The organism is Homoserinimonas sedimenticola, from assembly GCF_026094475.1.
Taxonomy (GTDB): domain Bacteria; phylum Actinomycetota; class Actinomycetes; order Actinomycetales; family Microbacteriaceae; genus Homoserinimonas; species Homoserinimonas sedimenticola.
The window spans coordinates 1-14,611 of sequence record NZ_JAPELL010000001.1; the positions used below are offsets into that span (position 1 = coordinate 1).

General features: G+C 69.3%; 16 protein-coding genes. 15 read left to right on the forward strand and 1 reads right to left on the reverse strand.

What is annotated here, in order from left to right:
* Positions 1-135: 135 nt before the first annotated feature.
* Positions 136-375 (reverse strand): hypothetical protein, encoded by a 240-nt coding sequence (locus tag OH146_RS00005; protein WP_265156122.1) that lies wholly within the window; start codon positions 373-375, stop codon positions 136-138.
* Positions 376-399: 24 nt separating this feature from the next.
* Here OH146_RS00005 and OH146_RS00010 point away from each other — a divergent pair, with 24 nt between their 5' ends.
* The 15 genes from OH146_RS00010 to cmk all read left to right on the forward strand — a co-directional run bounded on the left by OH146_RS00010 (position 400) and on the right by cmk (position 14,600).
* On the forward strand, positions 400-1,197 hold the full coding sequence (locus OH146_RS00010; protein ID WP_265156124.1) for a tetratricopeptide repeat protein: 798 nt from the start codon (positions 400-402) through the stop codon (positions 1,195-1,197).
* Positions 1,198-1,234: 37 nt separating this feature from the next.
* Positions 1,235-2,242, forward strand: coding sequence for an HAD-IIA family hydrolase (locus OH146_RS00015; RefSeq protein ID WP_265160550.1), 1,008 nt, complete (start codon positions 1,235-1,237; stop codon positions 2,240-2,242).
* Between the two features lie 54 nt (positions 2,243-2,296).
* Entirely contained in the window at positions 2,297-2,503 is a 207-nt protein-coding gene (locus tag OH146_RS00020) for a hypothetical protein (RefSeq protein ID WP_265160759.1), read from the forward strand.
* Positions 2,457-3,335, forward strand: coding sequence for a TlyA family RNA methyltransferase (locus tag OH146_RS00025; RefSeq protein WP_265156126.1), 879 nt, complete (start codon positions 2,457-2,459; stop codon positions 3,333-3,335). Before OH146_RS00020 ends, OH146_RS00025 begins: the two co-directional genes overlap by 47 nt.
* Before the next feature lie 11 nt (positions 3,336-3,346).
* Positions 3,347-4,318, forward strand: a complete 972-nt coding sequence (locus OH146_RS00030) for an NAD kinase (RefSeq protein WP_265156128.1) — start codon at positions 3,347-3,349, stop codon at positions 4,316-4,318.
* A 28-nt stretch (positions 4,319-4,346) separates the two neighbouring features.
* Positions 4,347-6,050: a DNA repair protein RecN gene (gene recN / locus OH146_RS00035; RefSeq protein WP_265156130.1), complete on the forward strand. Its 1,704-nt coding sequence runs from the start codon at positions 4,347-4,349 to the stop codon at positions 6,048-6,050.
* A 148-nt stretch (positions 6,051-6,198) separates the two neighbouring features.
* The gene (pyrG, locus tag OH146_RS00040) at positions 6,199-7,896 is read left to right on the forward strand and encodes a CTP synthase (RefSeq protein WP_265156132.1); all 1,698 of its coding nucleotides are present in this window, start codon (positions 6,199-6,201) and stop codon (positions 7,894-7,896) included.
* 2 nt (positions 7,897-7,898) lie between these two features.
* Positions 7,899-8,471 (forward strand): NUDIX domain-containing protein, encoded by a 573-nt coding sequence (locus tag OH146_RS00045; RefSeq protein WP_265156134.1) that lies wholly within the window; start codon positions 7,899-7,901, stop codon positions 8,469-8,471.
* A gap of 4 nt (positions 8,472-8,475) precedes the next feature.
* Complete coding sequence (gene xerD / locus OH146_RS00050) at positions 8,476-9,396, forward strand: site-specific tyrosine recombinase XerD (protein ID WP_265156136.1); 921 nt, start codon at positions 8,476-8,478, stop codon at positions 9,394-9,396.
* A gap of 151 nt (positions 9,397-9,547) precedes the next feature.
* Positions 9,548-10,447: a ParA family protein gene (locus tag OH146_RS00055; protein ID WP_265156138.1), complete on the forward strand. Its 900-nt coding sequence runs from the start codon at positions 9,548-9,550 to the stop codon at positions 10,445-10,447.
* A gap of 4 nt (positions 10,448-10,451) precedes the next feature.
* Positions 10,452-11,279 carry a segregation and condensation protein A gene (locus tag OH146_RS00060; protein WP_265156140.1) on the forward strand — a complete coding sequence of 276 codons (828 nt, stop codon included), beginning with the start codon at positions 10,452-10,454 and terminating at the stop codon, positions 11,277-11,279.
* 58 nt (positions 11,280-11,337) lie between these two features.
* Complete coding sequence (gene scpB / locus OH146_RS00065) at positions 11,338-11,943, forward strand: SMC-Scp complex subunit ScpB (protein WP_372508481.1); 606 nt, start codon at positions 11,338-11,340, stop codon at positions 11,941-11,943.
* On the forward strand, positions 11,930-12,838 hold the full coding sequence (locus OH146_RS00070) for a pseudouridine synthase (protein WP_265156144.1): 909 nt from the start codon (positions 11,930-11,932) through the stop codon (positions 12,836-12,838). The genes scpB and OH146_RS00070 overlap by 14 nt, the downstream gene beginning before the upstream one ends.
* Positions 12,835-13,932, forward strand: coding sequence for a prephenate dehydrogenase (locus tag OH146_RS00075; RefSeq protein WP_265156146.1), 1,098 nt, complete (start codon positions 12,835-12,837; stop codon positions 13,930-13,932). Before OH146_RS00070 ends, OH146_RS00075 begins: the two co-directional genes overlap by 4 nt.
* Positions 13,929-14,600 carry a (d)CMP kinase gene (gene cmk / locus OH146_RS00080; protein ID WP_265156147.1) on the forward strand — a complete coding sequence of 224 codons (672 nt, stop codon included), beginning with the start codon at positions 13,929-13,931 and terminating at the stop codon, positions 14,598-14,600. The genes OH146_RS00075 and cmk overlap by 4 nt, the downstream gene beginning before the upstream one ends.
* Positions 14,601-14,611: the final 11 nt, after the last annotated feature.

Sequence of the window (14,611 nt, forward strand, 5' to 3'; positions counted from 1 at the left end):
GCAGGGGGGACCCTGTGGGAGAGTAGGACACCGCCGGACTTCTTCGATGAAATGGCCACCCCAACGCAGGGGTGGCCATTTCGCGTTAACACGGTCGCCAAACGGGCATCGAGCAGGAGAGATATCGTGAGCGAATCAGACCGGAACCGCCGCCCTGGTGAGCGCGGCGACGGGGCCCGCCGTGACCGTCGCGGGCCGGCCAAGGGTGAGCCTCGGGGTGGCAAGCCGCCCCGACGTGAGTACGGGCCGACTCGCGCTGGCCAAAGTCGCCAGGGCGACGCGCGACGGCAGGGCGAGCCGGGCCGTCAGCGGCGCGAGCGCGCTGATGACGTCGACCGTGATCCATATGACACCAAGTCGGTGCGCAGCCGGCACGATGACCCCAGGATCCCGGCGGGTGTGACCCCGGATCAGCTCGACCGTAGCGCTCGCGCACAACTGAAGACGCTCGCCAAGGAAAACGCCGACGTCGTGGCAACCCACCTGGTCATGGCGGCGCGGCTGATCAACGAGGATCCGGAGCTGGCCCACCAGCACGCGACATCCGCTGCTCGCAAGGCGGGCCGCATCGCGGTCGTGCGCGAGACACTCGCCATCACGGCGTACTCCGTGGGCGACTTCGCGCTCGCGCTGCGCGAGCTGCGCACCTACCGTCGAATCTCGGGGCGCGACGACCAGCTGCCCATGATGGTCGACTCCGAGCGGGGGCTCGGACGGCCTGATCGTGCGCTCGAGCTCGGCCGCTCCGTGCCGCGAGAAAGTCTCCCGAGCGACGTGCAGGTCGAGCTTGCGATCGCAATGTCGGGCGCTCGTCTAGACCTCGGGCAGACGGAGGCGGCACTCCTCGAGTTGGAGATCCCGCAGCTCGACCCGAACCGTGCCTTCAGCTGGAGCCCCGGTCTGTTCGCGGCATATGCCGCCGTGCTCGAGGACCTCGGCCGATCGAAGGAAGCGGAAGACTGGTACCGCAGGGCCGACATTGCCGCTGAGGCGCTTCACGGAGCAGATCCCTCGAGGGAAGAGGACGTCATTGAGATTTACGAGGAAGAAGGCGACGGCGACCAGCAGGGAACGCGGGGGGCCGGCGAGCGAGACGGGTCCGAGCAGTCCCGGTCCGAGCAGTCCGGGTCCGAGCAGTCCGGGTCCGAGCAGTCCGAGTCCGAGCAGTCCGGCGGCGAGCGAGACGGCGAACACTAGCGAGCCGGCCCCGCGAGCGACGAGTCCTCGGGAGACGCTGCAGCCCGGTGAGACCCCACTCGCAGGCGTCGATGCGATCCTCGTCGACCTTGACGGCGTCGTCTACAAGGGCGACCTCCCGATTGCCGGGGCTGTCGAGAGCCTCAGCGACCCGGGCATTCGCGTCGGATACATCACAAATAACGCCTCGCGGACGGCCGAGACGGTCGCAGACCACCTTCAGCGACTAGGCCTGCCTGCGACGGCCGAGGATGTCGTCACGTCTTCGCAGGCGGCGGCTCGCCTTCTCATGGGCCTCGTGCCTGCAGGATCCGAGATCCTCGTAGTCGGAGGGGAGGGGCTCACCGTTGAGGTGGAACGGGCAGGCCTGATACCTGTCGGCGCGGCGAGCTCTGAGACGGCCGCCGTCGTGCAGGGCTTCGCCCCCGATGTCGGCTGGCACCAGCTGGCGGAAGCAGCGTTCGCGCTGCAGGGCGCGCACTCCGAACGTCCCTGGGTGGCGACCAACAGCGACTGGACGATCCCCGTCGCACGGGGCGTTGCGCCCGGAAACGGCACACTCGTCTCCGCCGTGCACACGGCCGTGGGGCGCCTCCCCGTCGTCGCGGGCAAGCCGGAGACACCCATTTTCACGACAGCGCTCGAGCGCTTCAGCGCGAGCAAAGCGCTTTTCGTCGGTGACCGCCTTGACACGGACATCCTGGGGGCGAATCGGGCGGGCATCCGTTCAGCGCTCGTGCTGACTGGCATCGACGGGGCGAGGCAGCTCCTCGCCGCCGACGCCACCATGCGTCCGGACCTGATCCTGGAGAACCTCACCGAGCTTGTGCTGCCGTACCCCGCGGTCGAGGCGCGACAGGACGGCACGACACGCGTGCGAGACGCCGTCGTGCGGCTGGACGGGCGGAGGCTGGAGCTCGAGGCGGCGGGCGCCTACGGGGATCTCGTGCGCGCAGCATCCGCCGCTGTCTGGAACTCGGGCATGGCGATCTACGCGATCGACGTCACTGCGTCGCTGCTCGACGCCCTGCGTATCGCCCGCTGACAGAATGGCGCCCGGCGAGGGGCGGCCGCTGCGAGATGTGGTGTGATTAGAGACATGGATGACGCGCAGCACGAGGTTCCCACGGAGGCCCGCTCTGCCGATTCGGCCGCGAGAGGCCGAGGGGAGGCCGCCGATGATGCCCTCCTGTCGCGGCTTCGCGTGATCGAGGATCAGCCGCTCGAGCGGCGAGCTGAAGCATTCGTCCACCTGCACGATGAACTGCGCGCCGCGCTCGAAGCGGGGGAGGCCGGCGATCGCTGACGCGCCCTCGAGTGGCGGCTCGGGCGGGGAAGGTCGTCTCGACGCGGTTCTCGCGGAGCGGGGACTTGCGCGGTCGAGGACGCACGCCGCTCGCCTTATCGCGGACGGTCTGGTGCGCGTCGGTGGGAGGCAAGCGGCCAAACCCTCGCAGCGGGTCCTCGCCTCCAGTCTCATAGAGGTCGATCAGGGGGATCACTATGTGAGCCGTGCCGCCCACAAGCTGGTCGCAGGGCTCGACGCCTTCGGCATCGACGCCCTGGACAGGGTAGCTCTCGACCTCGGAGCATCGACGGGCGGATTCACGCAGGTTCTCTGCGAGCGGGGAGCGCGCTGCGTGATCGCGCTCGACGTGGGTCACGGCCAGCTTGCCCCCGAAGTCGCAGCGGATGCCCGGGTGGCGGTGATCGAGGGCTTCAACGCGCGCGACCTCACGCCGGCGTCGCTCGCTGCTGCTGTCGGCGAGGGAGTAGACCTCGAATCGCTCGACCTTGTCGTGGGTGATCTCTCCTTCATCTCGCTCACGATGGTCATCCCTGCCATCGTGCACACGGTCGCGCCTGGCTCCGATCTCGTGCTCCTGGTGAAGCCGCAGTTCGAGGTCGGCCGAGGCGGCATCCGCGAGGGGATCGTGCGGGAGCCCGGGCTTCGCTCGGACGCGGTCATGACGGTGCTCTGGAGCGCCTGGGATCTCGGGTGGGGCACGGCGGGCATCGTCTCCTCACCAATCCTCGGTGGCTCAGGTAATCACGAGTACGTCGTGCATCTGCGCGCCGACGGCGGCAATCCGACAGAATGGATGGAGCGCGTTTCAGAGCTCGCCGGCGAACGATGAGGAGGTGACGGGTGGCTGCACGTGACGGTTCCTCCGCGGGGGCGAGCGGCCGCAGCATCCTCGTTGTGTCCCACACCGGTCGCGAGGATTCGCTCTCGGCGGCCGCGCAGGTGTGCCGCGAGCTGATCGCCGACGGGGTGACGCCTGTTGCTACGCCCGAGGAACGCCTCGACCTCATTGCCCACGACGCACGGCTTCGCGAGGTGCGCGTGCTGGGCGAGGATGTCACGATCCGCGAACTCGAGTTGGGCATCGTGCTCGGTGGCGACGGCACGATCCTTCGGGCGGCCGAACTCTTGAGAGGTTCGTCGGCCCCCATCCTCGGCGTCAATCTCGGCCACGTGGGCTTCCTCGCTGAGAGCGAGCGCGAGGGGCTTGCGGAGACCGTGCACCGCGCCCTCTCGCGCGATTACCTGGTCGAGGAGCGGATGACCCTAGAGGTCCGCGTCAAGGTGGACGATGCCGTCGTCTACGAGAGCTGGGCGCTCAACGAGGCGACGGTCGAGAAGGCGAGTCGTGAGCGGATGCTCGAGGTCGTCGTCGAGGTCGACCGGCGGCCGCTCTCCTCCTTCGGTTGCGATGGCATCGTCATGTCCACGCCAACCGGTTCGACCGCGTACTCCTTCTCGGCGGGCGGGCCGATCGTGTGGCCAGAACTGGACGCGATGCTGCTTGTTCCCCTCAGCGCCCATGCGCTCTTCGCGCGGCCGCTCGTCGTCGGGCCCGACTCCGTCTTCGCGGTCGAGGTACTCGACCGCACGCAGGGCACCGGGGTGCTGTGGTGCGATGGTCGCCGCACCTGGGATCTACCCCCGGGAGCCCGCGTCGTCGTGCGGCGCTCGACGGTCCCCGTGCGGCTGGCGCGCCTGCACTCGGCGCCCTTCTCCGACCGGTTGGTCGGCAAGTTCCGGCTGCCCGTTGCCGGATGGCGCGGCCCTGGAAACGACGTGACGCGCGAGATCCCCGTGCAGGGCGGCGCATGACGGCGATACGACACGAGGGGAGCGCACCGTGATCGAGGAGATTCAGATCCGCAACCTCGGGGTCATCGGCGAGGCGACCCTTCCGCTCGGTGCCGGCTTCACGGCGCTCACAGGGGAGACGGGCGCGGGCAAGACCATGGTTATCACGGCCCTCGGGCTCCTGCTGGGAGAGCGGGCCGACAGCGGCGTCGTGCGGAAGGGGCATCCTTCGGCAAGCGCGGAGGGGCGTTGGCTTGTGCCCGCACAGGGCGCGGTCGCCCAGCGGGTCGCTGAGGCGGGGGGCGACGTGGACCCTGTGGATGAGGCCAATGTCGAACTCCTTCTCGCTCGTACCGTCACGGCGGAGGGTCGCAGCCGGGCGCTCGTGGGCGGGCGGTCGGCACCCGTCGGGGTGCTCGCCGACATCGGCTCGGAGCTCGTCGTCGTGCATGGGCAGTCCGAGCAGCTGCGTCTCAAGGCTCCCGCGGCACAGAGAGAAGCTCTCGACCGTTACGCCGGCGATGAGCTGGCGAAGGCGCTCGCGGAGTATCGGGCGGTGTTCCGGCGCTGGCAGGAGAGCCAGGGGGAGCTCGACGTGCTCGTCGCGGAACGCGACCGTCGTGCCCGCGAGGCCGAAGACCTGCGGCTCGCGCTTGACGAGATCGAGGCGGTCGCGCCGCAGCCTGGGGAGGATGCGCAGCTCGATGAGCGCATCGAGCGGCTCGGCAACCTTGAGGACCTGCGGCTCGCGGCGGAGGCGGCGCGCCAGGCCGTCTCGGGCGACCTCGACGAGACTCCCGCCGCGGCGACCCTGCTCGACGCGGCCCGGCGGCAACTAGAGCGCGTAGCCGAGCACGATCCCGCACTCGCGCCCATCGCGGAGGCGATCACAACTGCATCGTTCGTCGTCGCGGATCTCGGTTCGCAGCTCGCCAGCTACCTGGGCGCACTCGAACCCGAGGGTGCGATCGAGCTCGCACGGCTGCAGGAGAGGCGCGCAGAGCTTGCCGCCCTGACCCGCAAGCACGGTCCATCCCTTGAGGACGTGCTGGCCCACCTCGAGGAAGGCAGTGCGCGCCTCCTCGAGCTCGACAGCGACAGCGACCGCATCGCCGCCCTCTCGACGGCGGTGGAAGCCGACCGCAGTGAGATCGTGGCGCTCGCCGCCCGCGTGCACGAGTTGCGCGTCGACGCGGGCGAACGACTCGCTGAGGAGGTTTCGGCCGAGCTTGCCGCCCTCGCCATGCCGGATGCACGGGTCACGGTCGAGGTGACGGAGCGAGCCGAGTTCGGCCAGAGCGGCAAGGACCAGGTCGCCCTCCTGCTGCAGCCGCATCCCGGCACCGAGCCGCGCCCGCTCGGGCGAGGCGCTTCGGGAGGCGAGCTCTCCCGCGTCATGCTCGCGATCGAGGTGGTGCTCGCGGGCACCGACCCCGTGCCCACCTTCGTCTTCGACGAGGTCGACGCGGGCGTCGGCGGTTCGGCCGCGATCGAGATCGGGCGCCGCCTCGCACGCCTCGCCGAACGCTCGCAGGTCATCGTCGTCACCCACCTGGCGCAGGTGGCCGCCTTCGCGAACAACCACCTCTCGGTCGTCAAGGACAGCGATGGTTCCGTGACGGCGAGCAGCGTGCGGCAGCTGTCGGGGGAGGAGCGCACGGCCGAGATGGCGCGGCTCCTCTCAGGACTGCCCGACTCCCCGAGTGGCCTCGAACACGCGCGGGAACTGCTCGGGCTCTCCGCAGCATCCTGAGCCCGCAGCATCCTGAGCCCGCAGCATCCTGGGCCCACAGCATCCTGGCCAGTAGTGTCGGCTGTCGGGGCCGTGGGTGTCGAGAGCCGGCAACTTCTTGCGCGGCGCCCGGAAGATATCGAGCTTCGCGGTGATAGGCTGCAACCCCGTGGTGGACAAAACAGACGCGGGCACGACCAAGCACATCTTCGTCACGGGCGGTGTCGTCTCCTCGCTCGGCAAGGGCCTCACGGCGGCCAGTCTCGGCAACCTCTTGACGGCCCGCGGCCTCCGCGTCGTCATGCAGAAGCTCGATCCCTATCTGAACGTGGATCCGGGCACTATGAACCCCTTCCAGCACGGAGAAGTTTTCGTCACGGATGACGGTGCCGAGACCGACCTCGACATCGGCCACTACGAGCGCTTCCTCGACATCAACCTCGACCAAGCCGCGAACGTCACGACGGGGCAGATCTACTCGAGTGTGATCGCGCGGGAGCGTCGCGGCGAATACCTGGGCGACACAGTGCAGGTCATTCCGCACATCACCGACGAGATCAAGCGCCGGATGCGGCTGCAGGCGCAGCCGGGCGAGAACGGCGAGCCGGCTCCCGACGTGATCATCACGGAGATCGGTGGAACCGTCGGTGACATCGAATCCCAGCCGTTCATCGAGTCGGCCCGGCAGGTGCGACACGAGCTGGGCCGCGGCAACTGCTTCTTCGTGCACGTCTCCCTCGTGCCCTACCTCAACGCGGCGGGCGAGCAGAAGACCAAGCCGACGCAGCACTCGGTCGCCGCGCTGCGCTCGATCGGTATCCAGCCCGATGCGATCGTGCTGCGCTCCGACCGCCCCGTCGCCGACAGCATGAACCGCAAGATCGCCCTCATGTGCGATGTCGACCCAGAGGCCGTCGTGAACTGCCCCGACGCGGCCAGCATCTACGACATCCCCAGCACGCTGCACGAGCAGGGGCTCGACGCCTACATCATCGACCACCTCGGTCTTGAGGCACGCGACGTTGACTGGACGGGGTGGCAGGAGCTCCTCGATGTCGTGCACAACCCCAAGCACGAGGTGACGATCGGGCTCGTCGGCAAGTACATCGACCTGCCCGACGCCTACCTCTCAGTGACGGAGGCGCTCAAGGCGGGCGGCTTCGCCAACGATGCCCGGGTGAAGCTCGAGTGGGTGCCCTCCGACGAGTGTGAGACTGCCGAGGGTGCGGCGCGACGCCTCGCCCACCTCGATGGGATCTGCGTGCCTGGCGGCTTCGGTATCCGCGGCATCGAGGGAAAGCTTGGTGCGCTGCGCTTCGCCCGCGAGAACGGCATCCCCACCCTTGGGTTGTGCCTCGGGCTCCAGTGCATGGTGATCGAGTATGCGCGGGATGTCGCGGGGCTTGAGGGCGCCTCTTCGACCGAGTTCGACCCGGGCACGCCCGTGCCCGTCATCGCGACCATGGCGGAGCAGGTCGACATCATCGCGGCGGGCGACCTGGGCGGCACCATGCGTCTCGGTCTCTACGAGGCGGCGCTCGCCGACGGGTCGATCGTCGCGGAACTCTATGGCGCACCGAGCGCCTCCGAGCGCCACCGTCACCGCTACGAGGTCAACAACACCTACCGCGAGCAGATCGCGGAGGCGGGGCTCTGGTTCTCCGGAACCTCGCCCGACGGCACCCTCGTCGAGTATGTGGAGCTGCCGCGCGACGTGCACCCCTTCTATGTCGGCACCCAGGCGCACCCGGAGCTGCGTTCGCGGCCCGGCCACGCGCATCCGCTCTTCAGGGGTCTCGTGACGGCGGCGCTCGACCGGCAGCGGGCGAGTCGACTGTTCGAGGTCTCCGAGGCTCCCGCGGTCTAGCGATGAGCGCCGACGCCGAGATCGACCTGCTCGCCGATGAGCCGAGCCCGCAGCGTGTGCTGGAGTCGGAGGTCGCCTTCGACGGCGCGGTCTGGAACGTGCGTCGTGACCGCTTCGTCTACGGCGACGGCGAGATCGTGCGCGAGTATGTGGCCCACACGGGCGCGGTCGCGGTGCTCGCGGTCGACGAGGACGGGCGGATGCTGCTGCTCAAGCAGTATCGCCACCCGATCGCGACGCGTGACTGGGAGTTGCCGGCGGGTCTCCTCGATGTGGAGGGCGAGGATCCGCTCGAGGCGGCCAAGCGAGAGCTGGAGGAGGAGGCGGACCTCGCGGCACGCGAGTGGAGCCCGCTGATCGAGTTCTTCACGTCACCGGGCGGGAGCGACGAGCTGCTGCGCGTCTACCTGGCGCGGGGGTTGGAACCGGTGAACCACGACTTCGAGCGCGAGGGCGAGGAGGCGGACATGGAGTTGCGCTGGGAGCCGGTCGAGGCGGTGCTCGAGGCGATCCGCGCCGGGCGGGTGCGCAATGGCATCCTGGTGACGGCAACTCTCGCGTTCGCCAGTCGGTAGCGCGGTGGCGGCGGCGATCCCGACACTCGTCGAGCGATACCTGCGCCATCTGGCGATTGAGCGGGGGCGTGCGGCCAATACTCTGGCGGCCTATCGTTGCGATCTCGACGCCTACGCAGCCTTCCTTTCGGAGCGCGAGATCGTGGACCTCGAAGCGGTCTCGGCCGCTGATGTCTCGGCCTTCTCCCAGCACCTCTCGGAGGGCGAGCAGCGCAGCCCCGCGTCAGTCGCGCGCTCCCTGTCGTCGGTGCGGGGGCTGCACCGCTTCTGTGCGGAGGAGGGGCATGTGACGGCGGATGTCGCGGCCCTGACGAAGCCGCCCAAGTTGGGGTTGCGTCTGCCGAAGGCGATCCCGCTGTCGCAGGTGGAGGCTCTGCTCGCGGCGGCGGGCGGGGACGACCCCGTCTCGCTGCGGGACCGCGCGCTGCTTGAGCTGCTGTATGCGACGGGGGCGCGGGTCTCGGAGGCGGTCGGCCTCAACGTCGACGACGTGATCGGCACGGGGGACGAGCGGGGTGAGGTCGTGCGGCTGCTCGGCAAGGGCGGGAAGCAGCGGATCGTGCCGCTTGGCAGCTACGCGCGTGCCGCGATCGATGCCTATCTGGTGCGGGCGCGACCCGTCATGTCGGCGCGCGGCCGCGCGACGCCCGCCCTGTTCCTGGGAGTGCGCGGGGCTCGGGTGTCGCGACAGAACGCCTGGCTGATCATCCGTTCCCGGGCTGAACAGGCGGGCATCGACACGGAGGTGTCGCCCCACACGCTGCGGCATTCCTTCGCGACGCACTTGCTCGAGGGGGGAGCGGACGTACGCGTCGTGCAGGAGCTGCTGGGGCATTCCTCGGTCGCGACGACGCAGCTCTACACGCTCGTGACGGCCGACACCCTCCGGGACATGTACACGACGGCGCATCCGCGGGCGCGGTAACGCCCGCCAACCTTCAACCACCACTCGAGGTGACCTGCGTGCCCTCTCGCGTTGCGAGCCGGGCGCCGCGTGGCCCCTCGGTAGAATCGGGGAGGTTGGCACGGGCGCTCGACCGGGCGTTCGCCGGTCACGAACTCTAAGGAATGTCGGGATGACAGCACAGCGGGACACGTCGGCCGAACTCGACGGGGTCGACGGCACGACGGCGACCGCCAAAGTGGGCCCCACGGGGCGCCCCCAGCGCTCCTTCGAGGCCCCCGCGCCACTCAAGGGTCACGGGCCCGCGCGAATCATCGCGCTGTGCAACCAGAAGGGTGGCGTCGGCAAGACGACCACGACCATCAGCGTGGGGGCGGCGCTCGCCGACTACGGTCGCCGCGTTTTGGCGGTCGATTTCGACCCGCAGGGCGCACTCTCGGCGGGGCTGGGGGTTCCGACCCACGACGCACCCAATGTCTACGACCTGCTGCTCGGTACGATCAAGGACCCGCACGAGGCGATCCAGCAGACGAGCACCCCTGGGCTGGACGTCATCCCCGCGAACATTGACCTCTCGGCCGCCGAGGTGCACCTCGTGAGCGAGGTCGCCCGCGAGCAGATCCTCGCGGGGGTGTTGCGCAAGGTCAAGGACGAATACGACGTCATTCTCATCGACTGCCAGCCGTCCCTCGGTCTCCTCACGGTGAACGCCCTCACGGCGAGCCACGGCGTGCTCATCCCGCTGGAGTGCGAATACTTTGCGTTGCGCGGCGTGGCCCTGCTGATCGAGACGATCGAGAAGGTCAAGGACCGCCTGAACCCCGCGATCCAACTCGACGGCATCCTCGCGACCATGTATGACGCGCGCACCCTGCACTCGCGTGAGGTGCTGGAGCGCGTCGTCGAGACCTTCGGCGACAAGGTGTTCGAGACGGTCATCGGCCGCACCATCAAGTTCCCGGATGCCTCGGTCGCCGCCGCTCCCATCACCCAGTTCGCGCCCGAGCATGCCTCCGCCGAGGCCTACCGGCAGCTGGCGCGCGAGCTCGTGTTCCGTGGCGCGGTCGCCTAGCGCCATGACGGTGGCGGGCGCCGCCGGGGACGCGGATGGCGCCTCGGGCACCACGGGATTCACCGTCACGGTGGGCGACTTCGACGGCCCCTTCGACCTGCTGCTGACGCTGATCGGCAAGCACGAGCTCGACATCACCGAGGTGTCGCTGAGCCTCGTGACATCCGAGTTCATCGCCTACCTGAGCAGGCTCGACACGGCTGACGAGTTGAACGAGGCGAGCGAGTTCCTGGTGGTCGCCGCGACACTGCTCGACCTCAAGGTGGCGGGACTGCTGCCGCAGGGCGAGCTGGTCGACGCCGAGGATGTCGCGCTGCTGGAGGCGCGCGACCTGCTCTTCGCACGCCTGCTACAGTACCGGGCCTTCAAGGAGGCCTCGGCGTGGTTCGACGAGCGGCTCACGGCCGAGTCCACACGCACCGTGCGCTCGGTGCGGCTCGAGGAGAAGTACCGCCGCCAGACGCCCGAGCTCGTGTGGACGTTCACGCCCGACGACTTCGCGGCGCTCGCCGCCGTCGCCCTCGCCCCGCGCGAGCTGCCGACCGTGGGGCTCGACCATCTGCATGCGCCGCTCGTGAGCATCCGAGAGCAGGCGGCACACGTCGTCGCGCTGCTGCGGCGCGGTGAACCCATGACCTTCCGCCAGCTGATCGCGGGGGCGGCGCAGAAGGGCATCGTCGTTGCGCGATTCCTCGCCGTGCTTGAGCTCTACCGCGGCGCCGCGATCTCCTTCGAGCAGCTGGAACCGCTCGGCGAGTTGACCGTGAAGTGGACGGCCGAGCATTGGTCCGACGAGAACCTCGCCAACCTGGGGGCTGACTATGGCAACTGAACAGACCGAGACCGAGCAGGTGCAGACCGTGCAGGCAGCGCCCGTGCAGGCGGAGGCCGTGCAGGCGGAGGCGAGCGAGTCGACGGATGCCGCGGCATCCGCCCCTCTCTCTGCCGAGGATCTGCGGGCCCGACTCGAGGCGATCCTGATGGTCGTGGACGAGCCGCAGGGGATCGTCGCGCTCGCGACGGCCCTCGGCGCGCCCGTGAAGGCGGTGCGCGCGGCGGTGAGGTCGCTCGTGGCCGACTACGACGGCGAGGGCGGCGGCGTGCGGCGCGGCTTCGAGCTGCGTGAGGTCGGCGGGGGCTGGCGCATCTACGTGCGGGCGGAGCACGATGAGATCGTGCGGGACTTCGTGCTGACCCAGAACCCCAGCCGCCTCTCGCAGGCCGCCCTCGAGACGCTGGCAGTAATCGCCTACAAGCAGCCGATCAGTCGTGGTGCGATCGCGTCGATTCGTGCCGTCAACGTCGACTCCGTCGTGCGCACGCTGCTCGGTCGCGGCCTGATCACGGAGGCCTTCGCCGATTCGGAGACGGGCGCGATCCACTACGCCACGACCGACCTGCTGCTGACTCAGCTGGGCATCAACTCGCTCGACGAGCTCCCGCCGATCTCTCCGCTGCTCGCCGACGGTTCCGAGGGCTTCGATGACCTCCGCTGAGCCTGCGGGGGAGGGGGTGCGCCTCCAGAAGCTCATGGCGGCGGCGGGTGTCGCATCCCGTCGCGTGTCAGAGGACCTCATTGCAGCGGGGCGCGTCGAGGTGAACGGCGAGGTCGTGACCGAGCTGGGTCGCCGCGTGACACCGGAGGACCGCGTTGCGGTCGATGGGGTCGCGATCCAGCTCGACACGAGCCGGCGTTACCTCATGCTCAACAAGCCCGTCGGAATCGTGAGTTCGCTGCAGGACGAGCGGGGCCGCCCCGACCTGAGCCGCTACGTCTCGCGCTACGAGGAGCGTCTCTTCAACGTGGGCCGTCTTGATGCGCAGACCTCCGGGCTGCTCATCCTCACCAACGACGGGGAGCTTGCGCACGTGCTGGCGCATCCGTCGTTCGGGGTCATGAAGACCTACATTGCCCGCGTGCGCGGTCGCGTGACGGCGCAGACGATCGCGCGACTCACACGCGGCATCGAACTCGAGGACGGGCCGATCGCGGCCGACCGGGCGCGCCTGCTGGCGAGTGCGGGCGGTGCCGACGAGTCGATGGTGGAGATCACTCTGCATTCGGGTCGCAACCGCATCGTGAGACGGATGCTCGACGCCGTCGGTCACCCCGTGATCGACCTCGTGCGGCGCCAGTTCGGCCCCCTGCACCTCGGCACGCTCGGCTCGGGGGAGATGCGCGATCTCACTAAGGTGGAACTCGGTCAGCTGCTGACGATCGCGCGCCAGGCCGGGTCGCCCGCCGGTGGCGATGAACAGCGGCAGGATGGCCGCACACCGGGCCGGCCGCAAGGGAAGGGCCCGTCAGGCAAAAACGGATCGCCCAACAACGGATCGGCCAAAAACGGCTCACCAAAAGACGCATCACGCAGGAACGGACGCACACGGTGAACGAGAGAACCGCACGCACGGTGGGACCCGTGCGGGTCGTCGGCGCGGGCCTGCTCGGCGCGAGCGTGGGTCTGGGGCTGAGTGAGAAGGGCGTCGAAGTCATCGTGCACGACGCCTCGCCCACGACCGTGAGCTTGGCCGTCGACTACGGCGCCGGTCGCCGCGCGAGCGACACCGACGCTCCCGCCCTCATTGTCGTCGCGGTGCCGCCCGACATCGTCGCCGAGGTCGTCGCGCAGGAGTTGCAGGCCTACCCCGACGCGCTTGTGACGGATGTCGCGAGCGTCAAGGGTGCACCCTACGCCGAGTTGAGCCTCGTGGGGGCCGACCTCTCGCGCTACATCGGCTCGCACCCCATGGCGGGGCGCGAGCGCGGCGGAGCAATCTCCGCCCGTGCCGACCTCTTCATCGGGCGCCCCTGGGTCATCACACCGCACGCGGGCAACCCGGCGGGGCAGATCGCCGTCATCGAGAACCTCGCGCTGGACCTCGGGGCGATTCCTCAGACGATGTCGGCCGAGGACCACGACCGGGCGGTTGCCCTCGTCTCGCATGCCCCGCAGGCCGTGTCGACCCTGCTCGCTCGTCGTCTTGTTGACGCGGAGGCGCGGTCCCTCTCTCTCGCAGGTCAGGGTCTGCGCGACACGACGCGCATCGCCGCGAGCGCCCCCGAGCTGTGGGTGCAGATCATGGGGGCGAACTCGAGATACATCATCGAGGTGCTGCGCGACCTGCGCACCGACCTCGACGTGCTCATCCACGCGCTCGACGACCAGGCGGCGGCGGGCGCGCGGCGGTCGCTCGCCCAGATCCTCGCTGGCGGCAACGCGGGCGTTGCCCGCATCCCCGGCAAGCACGGGCAGGACCGCCGCTACGCCCAGATCGTCGTTAAGGTCGAGGACCGCCCGGGTGAGCTCGCGCGCCTTCTCAGCGAGATCGGGCAGACGGGAATCAACATGGAGGACCTGCGGCTCGAGCATTCGCCGGGGGCTCAGATCGGCCTCGCGGAGATCGCGGTGCTGCCGGAGGTGGAGGAGAAACTCGTGGCGGAACTCGAAAGTCGGGGCTGGAAGATCGCGGGGGCCTACCTGTGAGCGGCCCGGTCACCGTCGTCGCGGTCGACGGCCCCGCGGGCAGCGGCAAGTCGAGCGTGAGCCGTGCTGCGGCGCGCCGGCTCGGCTTCGACTACCAGGACACGGGAGCCGCATATCGGGCGCTCGCCTGGTTCGTGCTCGAGCGCGGCATCGATCCGGCCGATGAGGAAGCGGTTGTGAATGTGCTCGCCGACTTCGACTACGCGATCGGCATCGATCCCGATGACTACTTCGTGCGGGTCGGCGGTGTCGATGTGGAGGCCGCCATCCGGGAGCCGCGCATCTCGGTCGTCGTGAGCGCCATCGCGCGCATCCTGCCCGTGCGCGCCTACCTCGTGGACCTGTTCCGCCACGTCATCGCGTCGAGCGACAAGCCGGGCGTCATCACGGAGGGGCGCGACATCACGACGGTCGTGTGCCCCGATGCCCCCGTGCGGATTCTCCTCACAGCATCGCCGGAGGTTAGAATGGCGAGGCGCTCCGCCGAGATCACGGGGCAGTCGGCCGACGAGGTGGCGAAGCACCTCACGTCACGCGACGCGCAGGATTCGCGCGTGGTCGACTTCATGAATGCCGCCGAGGGTGTGATCGCGATCGACTCGACACACCTCGACTTCGACCAGACCATCCAGGCGGTGGTCGACCTCGTGCATGCGGCCGCGAGGTGACAGAAGAAGGA